The sequence below is a fragment of the Neoaquamicrobium sediminum genome, assembly GCF_040970315.1.
Taxonomy (GTDB): domain Bacteria; phylum Pseudomonadota; class Alphaproteobacteria; order Rhizobiales; family Rhizobiaceae; genus Aerobium; species Aerobium sediminum.
On sequence record NZ_JAZHFV010000007.1, the window covers coordinates 30,921 to 46,649 of the forward strand.

Annotated in this window: 16 protein-coding genes; 5 read left to right on the forward strand and 11 right to left on the reverse strand. The window is 63.6% G+C overall.

Features of this window, described 5'->3' with window-relative positions:
* Positions 1 to 156: 156 nt before the first annotated feature.
* Positions 157 to 306: an AMP-binding enzyme gene (locus V1479_RS20585; protein ID WP_206680634.1), complete on the forward strand. Its 150-nt coding sequence runs from the start codon at positions 157 to 159 to the stop codon at positions 304 to 306.
* 175 nt (positions 307 to 481) lie between these two features.
* Here V1479_RS20585 and V1479_RS20590 read toward each other — a convergent pair whose 3' ends face one another.
* From V1479_RS20590 to V1479_RS20610, 5 genes are all read right to left on the reverse strand, one after another.
* On the reverse strand, positions 482 to 937 hold the full coding sequence (locus tag V1479_RS20590; RefSeq protein ID WP_173194961.1) for a PaaI family thioesterase: 456 nt from the start codon (positions 935 to 937) through the stop codon (positions 482 to 484).
* 17 nt (positions 938 to 954) lie between these two features.
* Complete coding sequence (locus V1479_RS20595) at positions 955 to 1,695, reverse strand: helix-turn-helix domain-containing protein (RefSeq protein ID WP_173194960.1); 741 nt, start codon at positions 1,693 to 1,695, stop codon at positions 955 to 957.
* Positions 1,679 to 2,533: an SDR family oxidoreductase gene (locus V1479_RS20600; protein WP_173194959.1), complete on the reverse strand. Its 855-nt coding sequence runs from the start codon at positions 2,531 to 2,533 to the stop codon at positions 1,679 to 1,681. Before V1479_RS20600 ends, V1479_RS20595 begins: the two co-directional genes overlap by 17 nt.
* Entirely contained in the window at positions 2,530 to 4,467 is a 1,938-nt protein-coding gene (locus tag V1479_RS20605) for an AMP-binding protein (protein ID WP_173194958.1), read from the reverse strand. The genes V1479_RS20600 and V1479_RS20605 overlap by 4 nt, the downstream gene beginning before the upstream one ends.
* 97 nt (positions 4,468 to 4,564) lie before the next feature.
* Positions 4,565 to 5,326: a glucose 1-dehydrogenase gene (locus V1479_RS20610; protein WP_173194957.1), complete on the reverse strand. Its 762-nt coding sequence runs from the start codon at positions 5,324 to 5,326 to the stop codon at positions 4,565 to 4,567.
* 113 nt (positions 5,327 to 5,439) lie between these two features.
* On the opposite strand from V1479_RS20610, the gene V1479_RS20615 reads away from it, so the two are divergent.
* A complete protein-coding gene (locus tag V1479_RS20615; RefSeq protein ID WP_173194956.1) occupies positions 5,440 to 6,747 on the forward strand; it encodes a TetR/AcrR family transcriptional regulator in 1,308 nt (435 codons plus the stop codon).
* 24 nt (positions 6,748 to 6,771) lie between these two features.
* Here the strand turns inward: V1479_RS20615 and V1479_RS20620 are convergent, their stop codons facing one another.
* From V1479_RS20620 to V1479_RS20645, 6 genes are read right to left on the reverse strand one after another with little or no spacing between them, the layout of a single operon-like run.
* On the reverse strand, positions 6,772 to 7,173 hold the full coding sequence (locus tag V1479_RS20620) for a PaaI family thioesterase (RefSeq protein ID WP_173194955.1): 402 nt from the start codon (positions 7,171 to 7,173) through the stop codon (positions 6,772 to 6,774).
* Positions 7,170 to 7,655 (reverse strand): PaaI family thioesterase, encoded by a 486-nt coding sequence (locus tag V1479_RS20625; protein ID WP_206680633.1) that lies wholly within the window; start codon positions 7,653 to 7,655, stop codon positions 7,170 to 7,172. Before V1479_RS20625 ends, V1479_RS20620 begins: the two co-directional genes overlap by 4 nt.
* Before the next feature lie 16 nt (positions 7,656 to 7,671).
* A complete protein-coding gene (locus V1479_RS20630) occupies positions 7,672 to 8,475 on the reverse strand; it encodes an enoyl-CoA hydratase-related protein (RefSeq protein WP_173195034.1) in 804 nt (267 codons plus the stop codon).
* A complete protein-coding gene (locus tag V1479_RS20635; RefSeq protein WP_308206265.1) occupies positions 8,468 to 9,325 on the reverse strand; it encodes an SDR family NAD(P)-dependent oxidoreductase in 858 nt (285 codons plus the stop codon). Before V1479_RS20635 ends, V1479_RS20630 begins: the two co-directional genes overlap by 8 nt.
* 10 nt (positions 9,326 to 9,335) lie before the next feature.
* Positions 9,336 to 10,535: an acyl-CoA dehydrogenase family protein gene (locus tag V1479_RS20640; RefSeq protein ID WP_368804599.1), complete on the reverse strand. Its 1,200-nt coding sequence runs from the start codon at positions 10,533 to 10,535 to the stop codon at positions 9,336 to 9,338.
* Positions 10,536 to 10,550: 15 nt separating this feature from the next.
* Positions 10,551 to 11,903: an acyl-CoA dehydrogenase family protein gene (locus V1479_RS20645; protein ID WP_206680627.1), complete on the reverse strand. Its 1,353-nt coding sequence runs from the start codon at positions 11,901 to 11,903 to the stop codon at positions 10,551 to 10,553.
* A 40-nt stretch (positions 11,904 to 11,943) separates the two neighbouring features.
* On the opposite strand from V1479_RS20645, the gene V1479_RS20650 reads away from it, so the two are divergent.
* Genes V1479_RS20650 through V1479_RS20660 form a run of 3 tightly spaced genes read left to right on the forward strand, consistent with a single transcriptional unit; the run spans position 11,944 to position 15,728 of the window.
* Complete coding sequence (locus V1479_RS20650; RefSeq protein WP_173194954.1) at positions 11,944 to 13,743, forward strand: acyclic terpene utilization AtuA family protein; 1,800 nt, start codon at positions 11,944 to 11,946, stop codon at positions 13,741 to 13,743.
* A 12-nt stretch (positions 13,744 to 13,755) separates the two neighbouring features.
* The gene (locus tag V1479_RS20655) at positions 13,756 to 15,225 is read left to right on the forward strand and encodes an acetyl-CoA carboxylase biotin carboxylase subunit (RefSeq protein ID WP_173194953.1); all 1,470 of its coding nucleotides are present in this window, start codon (positions 13,756 to 13,758) and stop codon (positions 15,223 to 15,225) included.
* Positions 15,213 to 15,728 carry an acyl-CoA carboxylase biotin carboxyl carrier protein subunit gene (locus V1479_RS20660; RefSeq protein ID WP_368804600.1) on the forward strand — a complete coding sequence of 172 codons (516 nt, stop codon included), beginning with the start codon at positions 15,213 to 15,215 and terminating at the stop codon, positions 15,726 to 15,728. The genes V1479_RS20655 and V1479_RS20660 overlap by 13 nt, the downstream gene beginning before the upstream one ends.
* Position 15,729 lies beyond the last annotated feature (1 nt).

Consider the following 15,729-nt stretch of genomic DNA (forward strand, 5'->3'; position numbering starts at 1 on the left):
GTTGGCGGCCCGGAGCCCAGCCGAATAGCGCTTTCGGGTATCGACTATCGCACTGCGGTTTGAGCGGATAAAATCCGGGGGTTTCAATCCGAGGCTATGTAGCCGTAAGTCGAGAACTCGGCCACTCCAGGCGGGTCCTCATAAGAGCCTCTCGCCGTGGACGGCGAGAACGTCTATCCGGCCGAGATCGAGCGGGTGCTGCTGGCGAATCCGCAGGTGATCGATGCCGCCGTCGTAAAGGCCGGGGACCTGCGCTGGGGCGAACGCCCGGTGGCCTCCGTGGCACGGGCACGTCGGCAGCCCTGACGCCGACGAGCTGAAGCGGCTTTGCCGCGATCAACTGGCCGGCTAAAAACGGCCGCGCGAGATCCGCTTCATCGCTTGCGAAGACTTCCCGCGCTCGACCAGCGGCAAGATCCAGCGCCACGTCCTGGAGACCTGGATCGAGCGCGAGGCCAGCTGAGGCCTGCCTCGACTGCGCCTATCCGCTGACACCCGTCCGTCCGAACAGCGCCATCACCGTACCGGTCATCGTGGCGACCAGCTTCTCCGCCCCGCCCTTCAGCGCATGGGCGCGCGCCTCGCAGATGGTGAGGGTGCGACCCGGTTTGACCACCTCGGCCTGGAAGCGGAAGCACTCGCCGTCGGCTGGGTTGAGGAGGTTGATTTTGAACTCCACGGTCAGCACCGCCGCTTCGGCCGGCATCAGCGAGAAGGCGGCGTAGCCGCAAGCGCTGTCGAGCGCTGTCGAGACGATGCCGGCGTGAACGAAGCCGTGCTGCTGGGTCAGCGCGTCGTTGTGCGCCATCTCCAGAACGATGCGTCCGGGCGACAGGTCGGCAATGGTGATGCCCAGCGTGTGCATCACCTTCTGGCGTCCGAAACTGTCGCGCACGCGTGCGTCGAATTCGGGGTTCTTCGGCTCGAAACCGGGCATGGCCTGTCTGCTCCTCGTCAGGGATCGATGAGCAGTCTTAGGCGGGTTTCGAGTCCCTGATCTTGGAAGAAACGGCCAGAGGGCCGCGCGCGGGCAAGGCGGCGGAGCACGCCCGGTGGGGCGTCGGCGAAGGCGCGGCAGACGGCCGACATGTGCGACTGGTCGTAGTACCCTGCATCGAGCGCCAGTTCGCTTAACGCCTGATCGCGCGCCGCAAGCCCGTCCAGCAGGGTCCGGAAACGCCGGGTGGCAGCGAGCCGCCGCCGCGACATGCCGGTGGCCGCGCGGACGCGACGCCGTTCACTTCGCGCGCTGGCGGGGGCGGAGTGGCAGCCGGAGAAGGTCAGGTCGCAGGCGAGCTGGTCGAGTGCCGCAACAAGCGGCGCCCAGGCCTCACCGTTCCCCGCCACTGCCAGAAGAGCAAGGGTCAGCGCGTCCAGATTCCCTTCGGAGGGGAGAAGGTGGGGCGCGGCGTCGAGGCGCATTCCGGCGATCGCGCCCTCGAAGGGCGCGCGGCGCGGGCTGAAGGCGGGGCGGGGCGGTTCGAGGTCGAGGCGCGGGCGGGGGCCGCGATCGGCTCCGCCGCGCAGCGTCAGGGAAAGCGTAAAGAGATCGGTGGCGAAGCGGCCGGTGCCGGGACCCGACAAGAGGCCGCAATCGCAGTAGACGAAGAAATGGTCGATCTGGGCGGGGGCCCCGGCCGGCGGCGCGAGCTCGAGATAAAGCGGCGCGGGCGCCGCCTTATCCGACGTAGGCATGCCTGTTCCCGGCCACAAAGTCGCGGAAGCGGCGCGCCGGGCGGCCGAGCACCTCGCTGACCGTGGTCTCAATGCCGGCGAGATAGCCCTTGGCTGCGAGCGAGGCCAACTCCACCATGGCGGCGGCGACGTCGGGGTGCATGCCGTTCGCAATCATCTGCGCCTTGGCCTGATTCGGCGGCAAGGAGGCGCATGTCACCGCGCGGCCTGTCGCCTCGCTGAGGAGAGAGGCGATCTCCTCGCCGGTCAACGCCTCCGCGCCCGTCAGGCCATAGGCCTTGCCAGCATGGCCCGCGCCAAGCAGCGCCTCGACCGCCACATCGGCGATGTCACGGGCGTCGACCCACGCCACCGGCCCACCCAGATCGTCATAATAGACGCCATCGGAGACGATGTTTTCAGCCTGCCACAGAAGGTTTTGCATGAAATAGGTGGGCTGAACCAAGGTCCAGTCCATGCCGCTGTCCTTCAGCAGTTCCTGGCTTTCGGAATGCCACATCCCGAAGGTCAGCCGCGCCCTGGGCGAAGCACCGAGTCCGGTGGACATGACCACATGGCGCACGCCCGCCGCCTTGGCCGCGACGATGGCATTGGCCTTCCAGCGGCGCATGTCCTGATGCGGCGGCGTCACGAGATAGGCCTTCTCCGCTCCTTGGCAGGCGCGTTCCAAAGCGTCGCGGTCGCCGAAATCCGCCACGGCGGCATCGCAACCCTTCGCCACCAGCGCCGTGGCCTTCGCAGGCTGGCCGGTGACGGCACGCAGCCTCGCGCCCCTGGTGAGAAGCGCTTCCACCAGTGGCGCGCCGGTGGTGCCCGTGGCTCCGAAGACCGTGATCATGGCTTGTCCTTTCTCAGGGCCGCGATGGCCTCCATCGTTTCGGGATTGCTGATCGAGGAGAGGTCGCCCGGATCCTCGTCCAGGAAGGCGGCGCGCACGATCCGGCGCATCGTCTTCATGCTGCGGGTCTTGGGCAGCGCCTCGACGAAATGGATCTCGCTCGGGCGGAAGGGCCTCGAAACCACCTCGCCGACGCGGTCCTTGAGCTGCTCGACGAGCCTGTCATCGGGCGTCACACCGGGCGCCGTGACGCAGATGCAAATCACCGTTGTACCCTTTATGGGGTCGGGGACGGGTATCGCCGCTGCATCTACAACTTTCCCCGTTTCGGTCAGCGCCGCCTCGATCTCCGGTGGCCCGATGCGCTTGCCGGCAATGTTCAGCGTGTCATCGGAACGGCCGAGGATAAACCAGGTGCCGTCCGGATCGCGCCGCGCCCAGTCGCCATGGCGCCAGATGCCGGGAAACGTGGACCAGTAGGTGTCGAGATAGCGCTTTTTGTCGCCCCAGATCGTCGGCGTCAGCCCCATCGGCGGCCGGGTGACGACCAATTCGCCGACCTCGCCCGGCGCAGCCTCGCTGCCGTCCACGCGCAGCACCTTGGCACCGACGCCCAGCGCCTGACCCGAAAAGCCACCCGGCTTCACCTCGTGCAGTACGGTCGAGGAAAGAATTGCGCCGAAGAGCTCGGTTCCACCCGAAATGTTGAGCGGTACCGCGTGGTGCCGGCAGATATGCTCCAGGTGCCAAAGCCAGGCATCTTCGGTCCAGGGCTCTCCGGTCGAGGCGACGATACGCAGTGCGGAAAGATCGTACCCCCGCAGCGGCGCGGGATCCTGCGTCATGAATTGCCGCACCAGCGTTGGGGCAACGCCCATATGAGTAACTTTGTTCTCGGCGGCCAGCCGCAGTAGGCGGAAGGGATCGCCCGGCATCGAGGGCGCTCCTTCGGCGAGCACCAACGTGGCGCCCGCAAGCAGCACCGAAATCAGCGTGAGGGGCCCCATCACCCAACCCATGTCCGTCATCCAAAGATGCCGATCATCGGGCTTTAGATCGAGACACAGCAGAAAATCGGCCGTGGCCTTGGCCTGTACGCCCAAATGCGTGTGAACCACCCCCTTGGGCTTGCCGGTGGTGCCCGAGGTGTAGGCGATGAGCAGCGGTGCGTCGGTCTCCACCGGATGCGCCGGCCGCGTCGCGTCGGCCTTAGCGACGGTTTCCTGCCAGTCGAGATCGCGGGCCGGATCGGCCACTGGGCCGCCGAAGCGCCGCAGGCTGAACACGGTATGCACCGAGGGCACCTCCGCCAGTGCCTCGGCCAGGGTGGCTTCCATCCAGACCGGCTTGCCCCGCCGGGGCGTCGCATCCGCAGTCAGCACGGCAACGGCACGGGCGTCGTTCAGGCGGGTGACGATGGCATGCGGCGCAAACCCCGAAAATAGCGGGACCGCTACGGCGCCCAGCCGCGCGATGCCCAGAAGCGCGGCCTCGATTTCGGGGATCATCGGCATGTAGATGCCGACGCCCTGGCTGGGCCTCACTCCACGCGCCGAGAGGGCGGAGGCAACGCGCGCGGCTTCCTCGGCAAGCCGGGAATAGCTCCATTGCTGGCGGCTGCCGTCTTCGCCCACCCAGTCGATCGCTGTCTTATCGCCGAGCCCCTTCTCGATGTGCGCGTCGAGACAGGTTTCGGTGAGATTCAGTGCGCCGCCGATTCCCCAGCGGATGTTCTCCGGTCCGTCGCCGATCTCGCGCAGACGGTCGTACGGGCGGGCGAATCGAATGCGGGTGAGGTCGAGAATCTGCGTCCAGAACCAATCCGGGTCACTGTCTGCGCGTTCGACCAATTCCTCGTAGTTCGCAACGCCACAACGGTCCATGAATGCCGCGAGCGTACTTGTTTCCTTGATGGTTTGGTCGGCCTCGAACATTACGGATCTTCTGACCTAAAAAAGGGGCCGCACTGAATGCGGCCAGGTGGGGAGGAAACCTTGACATCGTTTGGAACCGGAAAGCACCGCCGGGCTGTCAACCGTGCATTGACAGCCCGCCCGATACGGAAATGACCTGTCCGGTTATGAATCCGGCATCGTCCGAGGCGAGGAAACACACAATCCCGGGATAGTCCGTCGGCTGGGCGAGACGTCTCATGGGGATCGCCCGTTTAAGGCCTTCCGCAATCTTCTCTCCGGCTTCGCCCTTGGCGACTTCTGCGAATAGCGGGGTGTCTGTCGGACCGGGCGCGACCGCGTTGAGCTGAATGCCCTTGCGGGCCAATTCCCGCGCGACAGTCTTGGTAAAGGAAATGATGCCACCTTTGCAGGCCGAATAGACCGCCTCGCCCGAGGAGCCGACGCGGCCCGCATCCGAACTGATGTTCACGACGCGGCCGGACCCATTCCTTACCATGCCCGGAAGAACAGCATGATGCATATGAAGAGGGCCGTAGAGGTTGATGTCTATGATCTTCTTCCACAGATCAAGATCGGTCTCGAGGAACGGCTTGATCTCATCCCATCCGGCATTGTTAACGAGAACGTCGATCGGCCCGCCGGCCTCGAACTCGGCCACTGCGGCGTCCACTGCCTTGCGGTCGGTGATGTCGACGGTGTAAGCACGAGCCTTGCCGCCTGCATCTTCGATCGTTCCGACGGTTTGCCGGGCACCTTCTTCATTGAGGTCGAAAACCGCAACCTCGGCTCCTTCCTCGGCGAAGCGGGTGCAGATCGCCCGCCCGATTCCGCTTCCGCCACCCGTGACGATTACTCTCTTGCCTTTCAGTCCGCGCATTCCCGTTTCTCCTTTTGCCGGTGTCGCAGGCACCGTGGAATGACCGCGCATTCTAACGCTTGTTCGAATTACCTCAACTGATAAACTGATGTCCAGCGTCGAAAGAGAGATCCATGGAAGAAATCCTCCCCCATAGCCCCGGCGACGAGCCATACGGGAAATCGGTGCAGACGCGTCGCGCGATCCTCCTGGCGGCGGCGAAGCTATTTAGCAAAGAGGGATACAACGCGACCACCATGCGGCGGATCGCCGAGGCGGCGAACCTGGAAGCCGGTAGCATCTACTATCATTTCGGCTCGAAGGATCAGATCCTGGACGAGGTCCTCGATATTGGGGTTAGACAACTCTACGAGCAAATTCGGGGGATCGTCGAACGGTCGGCGGCGGAAGGTGACCCATTCCGGAAAACGTTCGCGCAGCTTGTCGACACTCACCTTTGTTTCCTTTTGAAAGAAAGTGATTTCACTTCGGCGAATATCAGGAACTTCCCTATGCTGTCGGACAAGCGCCGCAGAGCGCATCGTCCCTTGCGAGAGGCCTATGCGCAGCTCTGGCGATCATTTTTGCAGCACCATCAGGACGATCTGCGTGGTGACATCTCGGTCACCCTGGTCAGCCAGTTCATCCTCGGAGCTATGAACTGGACAGCGGAATGGTACGACAGCGAACGTTATCCGGTCAGTCTGCTATCGGAACGCTTGTCGAAACTGCTGCTCGACGGCATGTGCACCAAACGTGGCGGAACGGTCAGAAAATCGGTCGAATCTCTTGACCTAACAGATGGACTCGAACCAGCGGGGAAGGCCGAACGAACCCGCCATCAAATCCTTCGCACGGCCGCGCGAATCTTGCGAGAGAGCGGCTACAAGGCCGCTACAATACGACGTGTCGCATCGGAAGCGGGCCTTGAGGCAGGCAGCGTCTACTACCATTTCGGCTCGAAGGAGGAAATTCTCGATGAGGTGCTCGACCTGGGCCTGCGTGATCTCTTGAACGGCGTCAGCCATGCCGCCGCCATATGGCCGAACAAGGAAGATCATAGAAACCGGATCGCGACGGCAATCGCGACGCACATGGCATATTTGTTCCGTGTCAGCGAGTTTACCTCCGCCAACATCCGCATCTATGGGATGCTGCCGGAAGGGATCCGCTCGCGCCATCGGCCTGTTCGACACCAATACGCGAAGGTCTGGGATCGGCTGTTGCGCGAGGCGCAGACGGCCGGAGCCTTGCGCTCCGACATCAAGGTGGTTCCGCTACGGCAGGCCATGCTGGGCGCGCTGAATTGGACGGTCGAATGGTTCGATCCCGGCAAGGGCGACCAACGCGGATACTATACGCTTTCAGCTTTCACGGATCTGCTCATCAAAATGCTGCTGGACGGTATTTCGCCCAACGGCTCAGCCCCGAAGATCACATAATCGGGGCGCGAAGAATAGCATGCCTCAGACCAATAGAAAATGATACAACCCTTCGGCCACCGGCCGGGAGGCGTCATCCTGCCAACAGGCCGTCCGCACGCTTGCCATGCGCTTGCCCTTCCGCGTCACTGTGGCTTCGGCCATCAGGGCCCCTTTGACCGCCGGGCGCAAGTAGTCAACCGTCAGATTGATCGGCTTGGGTGGCTGCAGATCGGGACCATGGCTTACGCTGATCGCGGCGACCGCCTCCATGAAGCTCGCGATGATTCCGCCATGGTAGTATTCCATGATCGGATTTCCGATCAGTCGTTCGGCGAACGGCATCGTCGCGGCCGCATGCGTTTCAGCAAGCTCGGTGATCATGAAGTCGAGAAACTGGAAGAACGGTACTTTCCTGAGCTGCTGAGTTGCGAGATCCGGCGTCATTTGGAGGACCTGCTTTGCGTCATTGCATCGAAAATGCTGACCTCGCCCCGTGTGAGCGCAAAACTGGCGGCGCCACGGGCCACTTCGGCCTGATCCGGCTCATCGAACCAGATCCTGCCCGAATTGAACGCGATATGCCGGGTCTGCCGAATGCATTCTGCGCGCACCATGACGTCGGCCCGCGATTTCGCCGGGCGCAGATAGTCGACGCGGAGGTCGAGTGTCGCCATGCTGCTGATCCCGTCGATCGCCACGAAATTCGCTAGTCCGAACACGCTGTCCAGAAGGGCCGTTAACACCCCGCCATGCAGCAGGGTTTTGACCTCGTCGGCGCAGAAAGAGGGGTTGAACGGCATCCTAACCAGAACGCCATCAATCGCCACCTTTTCAATCTTCAGGTTCATCTCGGTAATCAGACCACGTCCGCGATGGTTCCACATCCTGGCGATCTGATCTAGTTTCTTCTGGTCCGGATGGGTCAACTGTAAGGCCGATCTGTCAGTCGCCAAAGAATGCAGGTTTTCGTTTCTCGAGGAACGCGGCAAGAGCTTCGTGGTGGTCCTTGGTCTGGTGCATCAGTGCCTGGTACGCGGCGGCGGTATTCAGGAAATCCGGCAGGTCCATGCGTTCGGCATTGCGCATCAGCCGCTTGGCGACGCGCAGTGCGCGGGGCGGCTTGGCCGCAATTACGGCCGCTCGCTCCCGCGCCCGCGCCATGAGATCGCCATGCGGCACCACCTCAAGCACCATTCCTAGCTCCACCGCCTCCTCGGCCCCGACCATCCGTCCAGTGAATGTCAGTTCGGCCGCTTTCTGGTGACCGAGCCGCCGCAGTAGGAACCAGGTACCTGCGTCGCCAGGAATGATTCCGAGGTTCAAGAACACCTCGCCGAATTTTGCCTTCTCCGATGCGATGCGCATGTCGCACATCATCGTCAGGTCGCAGCCCGCGCCCACGGCCGGGCCGTTGACAGCCGCGATCGTAGGTATGTCGAGATTGTAGAGCGCGAGCGGTATCCGCTGAATGCCGGTGATGTAGCTGTCCGCCGCGGCCAGCGGATTCTTGCGGAACACGCTTTCGGGGTCCGACATTTCCTTGATATCGCCGCCGGCGCAGAAGGCCGGGTCTGCGCCGGTCAGGATCATGACACTCACCCCGGGATCGCGCTGCGCCTGGTCGAACGCGTCGAGCAGCCCCGCGATCATCTCATTGCCGGTGACGGGATTGCGCCTGTCGGGGTCGTTGAGCGTCACCGTTGCGATGCGATCGGCAATCTCGAGCAGGACGACGGATTCACTCATTCTTTCCGTCCCCCCGCTGACGCTCCTGGAACATGTCACGATGGATCATGTCGCGGGCGTCGTGGCCCATGTGCAGGGTTTCTCCCCCGTCCACATACACATCCTCGCCGGTAATGAAGGAACCGAGCCTGGAGGCAAGAAAAATGATCGTCCCCGCGACGTCTTCCGCCGCCCCCATGCGGTTAAGAACTGACCGGTTTAGCTCGTGCCATTTTTCCGGCGATATCGGGTAGCGGCCGAGCGCCTCTGTCTTGATCGTACCGGGAGCTACGCAGTTCAGGCGGATGCGGTATTCACCCCATTCGGCGGCAAGCGTCTTCATCAAGCCTGTGACGCCTGCGCGCGCGGCAACGGTATGGGCGAAGCCCGTCAGTGCGGTGCGGGTCGAGATCGCGGTTACGAATACGATCGAGCCGCCGTTCTCGAACATGAAGTGGTCGGCGGCGGCGCGCGTCATCTGCCACGAGCCGATCAGATTGTTGCGGATAACCGCCTCGAACCCTTTGTTGGTGATGTCGCGGGCGGCGGCGATATACTGGCCGCCGGCATTGTTCACAAGCACGTCGAGCCGACCGTAGTGATCTTTGATCTTCAGCATTGCCGACTCGACGCTCTTCTCGTCGCGAGTGTCGCCCGGCACGACGAAGGCTTCGCCCCCCATCGCGCGGATCATCTCGGCGGTTTCCCGAAGCGGCTCCTCGCGACGGGCGAATAGCGCCAGTCTGGCCCCGCAGGAAGCCATTTCGAGCGCTGTGGCGCGGCCCATGCCGGAGCCCGAGCCGGTCACGAGAGCCACCTGACCTGCCATGAGGTCGGGGGCGTAACGGCTCTGCACTTGTTTTTCTGCCATGTACCAGGCCTCAGTTCTTCAGAAGTTCGCCGGAGATGATGAGTTTGCGCACCTCCTGCGTACCCGCACCCACCTCGAGTACCCGGCCCGTCCGATAGAGGCGGTTGACCTCGGTGTCGCGCATGTAGCCCGATCCGCCGTGAATCTGCACCGCGCGATCCAGCACGAAGGAGGTCGCCGCCGCGGCCTTGAAAATAGCCGCGGCCGTCAGCTTGTGGATCTCGCCGCGCCCCCCTTCGCCTTCTTCCAGACCCTCGCACATGGCGGCGGTGCGCAGCGACAGGCTTCGCGCGGCCTCGATCGCGGTATACATCTCGGCCAGCATGGCCTGCACCATCTGGAAATTGGCGATCGGCTTGCCGAACTGCTGGCGCGTCTTGGCATAGTCGATCGATATCTCCAATGCCCGGCGCGCGATGCCCACCGCATTGAAGCAGACGATGGCGCGTTCAAGATCGAGCCCCGACATGGTCACTGCCACACCGCCGTCCAGCTTGCCCACCATGTTTGCCGCCGGCACCCGGCAATCCTCGAACACCAACTCGCCTGTGGGCGAGCCGCGGAACCCCATCTTGTTGAGCTTCTGCGCCACCTTGAAGCCCGGTGTGTCGGTCTCGACGATGAAGGCGGAAATTCCCTTGGCGCCCTTCTCGGGCGAGGTCTTGGCATAGACCAGCACGATATCGGCGATCGGGCCGTTGGTGATATAGATCTTGGAGCCGTTGAGCACGTAGTGGTCGCCGTCCTTCCGGGCGGTCGTCCGCATCGAACCGAGCGCATCCGATCCCGCGCCCGGCTCCGTCAGGCCCAGCGCGCCGATCAGCGAGCCGTCGCAGAGGCCCGGCAGATACTTCCGCCGCAGATCGTCATTGGCGTTACGGTAGATGTTGTTGACGCAAAGATTGTCATGGGCCGCGTGGCTCAGCCCGATCGCCGCCGAGGCGCGCGACAATTCCTCGGTGATGATGCAGGCCGAGGTGAAATCGAGCCCCGCACCGCCGAATTCAGGCGCCACGTTGAGGCCCAGATAGCCCATCTCGCCCAGCTTGGGAAAGATGGAGGGCGACAGGTCGTCGGTGTCGTCCATTTCGGCGTTCAGGTGATGAAACTCGGAAAAGAAGAACTTGCTGGCCTGATCGGCCAGCGCCTGCTGCTCTTCTGTCAGGTAATGGGTCGGCAGGTCGGGGACGTTACGCAATCGCTCGTTCATAGCTGGTGTCCTCGCTCAGGCGCGCAGCAGTTCTTCGGCAATGATAATTTTTCGCACCTCGCTGGTGCCTGCACCGATTTCCAGCAGCTTGTTGGCGCGGTAGAGCCGGTTGATCTCGGTATCCTGCATGTAGCCCGAGCCGCCATGGATATGGCACGCTTCGGTCACGGCCTTGTTGAAAGCTTCGCCAGCGTAAAGGCAGGCGGCGGCGGTGAGCTTATGGATTTCGCCGCGTCCACCGGCGCCCTTGGGCAGGCCGACGCAAGCCGCGAGCGCGCGATAGCCGAAGGCGCGTGCGGTTTCGACCTCGACATAGATTTCCGCGAGCTTCGACTGCACCATCTGAAAGCTGGCGATCGGCTTGCCGAACTGTTCGCGGATCCTGGCGTAGTCGAGCGCCAGCTCCAGAGCCCTTTCGGCCATCCCCACGCAAACCGAAGCGACCATCGCCCGCTCCAGGTCGAGCCCGCTCATCACCACCGAAACGCCGCTGTTCTCGGCCCCGATCATGGCCGAGGCGGGCACGCGGCAGTCCTCGAACACCAGTTCGCCCGTGGGCGAGCCACGGAAGCCCATCTTGTCGAGCTTCTGCGCCACCTTGAAGCCCGGATTGTCGGTCTCCACGATGAAAGCCGAGATGCCCTTGGCGCCCTTCGCCTTATCGGTTTTTGTGTAAACCAGGATGACATCCGCGATCGGGCCGTTGGTAATGTAGATCTTGGAGCCGTTGATCACATAATCATTGCCATCGCGCACGGCGCTGGTGGCCATCGAGCCCAGCGCGTCCGAGCCCGCGCCGGGCTCGGTCAGCCCAAGTGCGCCGACCAGCTCGCCCGAGCACAGGCCGGGAACGTATTTCCGCACCTGCTCATCCGAGCCGTTCCTGAGGATGTTGTTGAGGCACAGATTGTCGTGCGCGCCGTGCGAAAGGCCGACTGCCGGGTTCCATTTCGAGATGGTCTCTGAGACCAGGGCCTGGGTAAATTCGTTCTGGCCGCTGCCGCCCAGCTCCTCGGGCGCGGTAATGCCCAGCAGCCCGAGCTCGCCCATCTGCCGAAACAAATCCTCGGGCCACCATTCTTCCGCATCCATCTTCTCTTGCAATGGATGAAGAATCTCGCGCGCAACCCGATCCACGTGATCCACGATCTGCCGTTGTTCGGGCGTCAGCGAATAGTTGGCCTTTATGGCCGCGAGCGCGGCCATGCCTGGCCCGGCCTGGACGTTCATCTTTGATCCTCCCGATGGCTGCGCAACTTGCCTATTGATCAAAATCAAACATATGTTAGAAAACGTTTCAAGTGGTGTCGAGCTGCGTGTGTCTTTTTTTTGGGCATGCGCTTGGGAGGAAAGACGGAAGCTTGCCATCGGCGTCCACCCGAATGGACCGGGCGACAGGGAGGTTGCGATGACTGGGCGAACTGTGCGCATCGGCTGCGCCTCGGGGTTCTGGGGCGACACGCCCGAGGCGGTTGGCCAACTGGTGACGAAGGGCGACATCGATTATCTGGTCTTCGACTATCTTGCCGAGATCACGATGTCGCTGCTTGCGCGGGCGCGGACGAAGTCGCCGGAAGCGGGTTATGCGCCGGACTTTGTCCAGGCAGTTGCGCCTTTATTGCCAGAGCTCAAGCGCAAGGGGATCAAGGTTGTCGCGAATGCCGGCGGGGTCAATCCGCGCGGCTGCCGCGAGGCGCTGGCCAAGGCGGCGGCGGCGGCGGGCATCGACATTTCGATCGGCGTCGTGCTGGGTGATGATCTGCTGGGCCGCGCGGACGAGATCCGCGCCCGCGACGTGACCGAGATGTTTTCGGGCGCGCCTTTCCCGGCCAAGCCGATGAGCATGAACGCCTATCTCGGCGCGCGGCCGATTGCGGCCGCCCTCGATGCGGGTGCCGAGATCGTGGTGACCGGCCGCTGCGCTGACAGTGCTGTGGCGCTTGGGCCGCTGATGCATGAGTTCGGCTGGAAAGACGACGATTGGGACAAGCTCAGCCAAGGCTCGCTGGCCGGCCACCTGATCGAATGCGGCCCGCAGGGCACGGGCGGCAATTTCACCGATTGGCGGGAGGTGCCGGGCTGGGACGATATGGGCATGCCGATTGTCGAAGTGTCGGAAGACGGCAGCTTCATCATGACCAAGACGCCGGATACCGGCGGGCTGGTGGTGCCGGCCTCGGTCGGCGAGCAGATGCTCTACGAGATCGGCGATCCGCAGCGCTACGTCCTGCCCGATGTGATCTGCGACTGGTCGCAGGTGACACTGGAGCAGGTGGGGCCCGACCGGGTGACGGTGAAGGGCGCGCGGGGGCTGGGACGCACCGACAGCTACAAGGTGTCGGCCACCCATGCCGACGGCTGGCGGGCGATCACCACGCTGACGCTGGCCGCGATCGACGCGCCTGCCAAGGCCGAACGTGTTGCCGAGGCCATTCTGACCCGCTGCCGCCGCATTTTCCGCGACCGCAACCTCGGTGATTTCCGGCAGGTCAGCGTGGAGGTGCTGGGCGCCGAGGCCGCCTATGGCGCCAACGCCCGCGCCCGCACGCGCGAGGTGGTGCTGAAGATCGGCGTGACCCATGATGACCGCGATGCGTTGAACATCTTCGCCGGAGAGATCGCGCCGATGGCGGTCTCCTCTGCGCAGGGGCTGACCGGTTTCTTCGCCGGTCGGCCAAAGGTGCAGCCGGTGGTCCGTCTCTTCTCCTTCTTGCAGGACAAGGCCGACACCCCGATCGCGGTCGAGGTCGACGGCAAAGACGTGCCCGTCACCATTGCAGCCGAGGCGGTGCGACTTGATGCTTCCTCCGCGGCGGCGGTGGAAGGCCGCGAGGCCGGTCCCCGCGCGGTGATGGTGCGCCTGGTCGAACTCGCCTGGGGCCGCTCAGGCGACAAGGGCAACATCGCCAATATCGGCGTGATCGCGCGCAAGCCGGGGTATTTGCCCTATATCCGCTCGGCGCTGACCGAAGAGACCGTGAAGGACTACTTTGCGCATCTCTGCAACGGACCGGTCGAGCGGTTCGAACTGCCCGGCATTCATGCACTGAACTTCCTGCTGCACGACTCGCTGGGCGGCGGCGGCATCGCATCGGTCAGGATCGACCCGCAGGGCAAGGGCTTCGCACAGATGCTCCTCGATATCCAAATACCTGTGCCGGCCGATCTGGCCGCGCGCGACGGGCTGAACGCCTCGAACCCCAGCTGAGATAACAAGCCCATGACCATTTCAAAACTTCTGGTCGCCAATCGCGGCGAGATCGCGGCGCGCGTCCTGCGCACCGCCAAGGCACGCGGCCTCGAGACCGCCGTGCTGCGCCATGCATCCGAGCAGGAGGGGCCAGCCCATGTCATCGCGGATGAGGTTGTGACCATCGATGGGCCCACGCCCGTGGCCGCCTATCTCGACATCCCGCAGATTGTCGAGGTTGCAAAACGGATCGGCGCGGACGCGGTGCATCCCGGCTACGGTTTTCTGTCGGAAAACGCGGGCTTCGTGGCCGCGCTGGAAAAAGCGGGAGTGACCTTCGTCGGCCCGACCTCCGATGTCATCGACCTGATGGGCGACAAGGTACGCGCACGGGCCTTTGTGGAAGAGCGCGGATTTCCCGTCGCCCCGTCGGCCATTGAGGATGACGGCCCCGCGACCTTTATCGAACGCGCCCGTGCCGTGGGCTATCCACTGCTGATCAAGCCTTCGGCAGGCGGCGGCGGAAAAGGAATGCGCGTGGTGCGCGCGGATGCCGCGCTGGAGGCGGAGATCGAGGCCGCACGGCGCGAGGGCAAGCGCTATTTCGGAGATGGCCGGCTGTTTGTCGAACGGTATATCGAACGCCCGCGCCATATCGAGGTTCAGGTGATGGGGGACGGGAAGGGCAATGTGGTCCACTTCTGGGAGCGCGAATGCTCGATCCAGCGCCGATTCCAGAAGATCATAGAGGAAACGCCGTCTCCGGCGCTTTCGCCCGAACAACGCCTGGACATCTGCGAAACCGCCGCCGGGATTGCCCGCGCCGTCAACTACCGCGGTGCCGGGACGGTCGAGTTCATCTGCGCTCAGGACGGTACCTTCTATTTCCTGGAAATGAACACCCGCCTTCAGGTCGAACATCCCGTGACCGAGATGGTGACGGGCTTCGACCTGGTGGCCGAGCAGCTACGCATTGCGACGGGAGAGGGGCTGAGCGCCGCCCAAGCCGACATTCCGCAGACGGGCCACTCGATCGAGCTGCGCATCTGCGCCGAGGATGCAACGGCCGATTTCCGCCCCTCGATCGGGAATATCCTGCTGCTGGACGAACCACGGGGCGAGGGGGTTCGTGTGGACAGCGGCATCCTGGACGGCGGTAAGGTGACGACCGATTTCGACCCGATGCTGTCCAAGCTGATCGTGCATGGATCGGATCGTGCGCAGGCCATCGCCCGTGCGCGTCACGCGGTGCAAAACTACGTGATCCTCGGTGTAACGACCAACACCGGCTATCTGGATGCGATCCTGGCCCATCCCGATTTCGCGTCGGGCGACGTCTCGACCGGTTTCCTGGCCGAGCAGGCGGATGCATTGACCGCGCCGGGCGAGAATGTGGACGACCTGCTGATGGCGGTTGCCGCCCTGTCGGACGAAAGGCTGGTGGCCGAAGTGATGCAGATATCAGATATGCACCGCAAGATGGGTGGTTGGAGAAACTGATGCGGAGGATATTTCAGATCGGCGGCGAAGAGACCGAATGCTGGCTCGCCCATGACGGCAGCCGGTTTGTACTGAATACCCCCGAGGGCGTGCTGCCCTGCCGATTGGACCCGACGACTTCGCCGGGCGGTTTTGTCTTGCGGGCGAGGGGCCTTGTCCGCGACGTCCGTCTAGCCGCTGGCCCCGAGTCGACATTTGTGCACATGGACGGTCGTACCTACGAAGTCGGGCGTGCCGATCCCGCCGAGCGTCTTGCCGGAAGCGATGGCGGCGCGAGCGACGATCGGATTGTGGCGCCGATGCCGGGGGTCGTCGTCTCGGTGGCGGTCAAACCGGGAGACATCGTTGCCGCGGGCCAGCCGCTTCTGGTCATCGAAAGCATGAAGCTTGAAACCACCCTTGCCGCCCCGCGCGACGGTGTGGTTGCCGAAATCCCGTTTGCCGCGGGCGACAGTTTCGGGCTGAAGGACGTCCTTGCCCAGTTGGCTCCGGAGGAGGACTGAC

What these genes read in the sequence shown, in the direction of transcription:
- V1479_RS20590 (WP_173194961.1), bottom strand. Translation starts at nt 937, where the DNA reads ATGCCCGGTTTCGAGCCGAAGAACCCCGAATTCGACGCACGCGTGCGC.
- V1479_RS20595 (WP_173194960.1), bottom strand. Translation starts at nt 1,695, where the DNA reads ATGCCTACGTCGGATAAGGCGGCGCCCGCGCCGCTTTATCTCGAGCTC.
- V1479_RS20600 (WP_173194959.1), bottom strand. Translation starts at nt 2,533, where the DNA reads ATGATCACGGTCTTCGGAGCCACGGGCACCACCGGCGCGCCACTGGTG.
- V1479_RS20605 (WP_173194958.1), bottom strand. Translation starts at nt 4,467, where the DNA reads ATGTTCGAGGCCGACCAAACCATCAAGGAAACAAGTACGCTCGCGGCA.
- V1479_RS20610 (WP_173194957.1), bottom strand. Translation starts at nt 5,326, where the DNA reads ATGCGCGGACTGAAAGGCAAGAGAGTAATCGTCACGGGTGGCGGAAGC.
- V1479_RS20615 (WP_173194956.1), top strand. Translation starts at nt 5,440, where the DNA reads ATGGAAGAAATCCTCCCCCATAGCCCCGGCGACGAGCCATACGGGAAA.
- V1479_RS20620 (WP_173194955.1), bottom strand. Translation starts at nt 7,173, where the DNA reads ATGACGCCGGATCTCGCAACTCAGCAGCTCAGGAAAGTACCGTTCTTC.
- V1479_RS20630 (WP_173195034.1), bottom strand. Translation starts at nt 8,475, where the DNA reads ATGAGTGAATCCGTCGTCCTGCTCGAGATTGCCGATCGCATCGCAACG.
- V1479_RS20635 (WP_308206265.1), bottom strand. Translation starts at nt 9,325, where the DNA reads ATGGCAGAAAAACAAGTGCAGAGCCGTTACGCCCCCGACCTCATGGCA.
- V1479_RS20640 (WP_368804599.1), bottom strand. Translation starts at nt 10,535, where the DNA reads ATGAACGAGCGATTGCGTAACGTCCCCGACCTGCCGACCCATTACCTG.
- V1479_RS20645 (WP_206680627.1), bottom strand. Translation starts at nt 11,903, where the DNA reads ATGGCAAGCTTCCGTCTTTCCTCCCAAGCGCATGCCCAAAAAAAAGAC.
- V1479_RS20650 (WP_173194954.1), top strand. Translation starts at nt 11,944, where the DNA reads ATGACTGGGCGAACTGTGCGCATCGGCTGCGCCTCGGGGTTCTGGGGC.
- V1479_RS20655 (WP_173194953.1), top strand. Translation starts at nt 13,756, where the DNA reads ATGACCATTTCAAAACTTCTGGTCGCCAATCGCGGCGAGATCGCGGCG.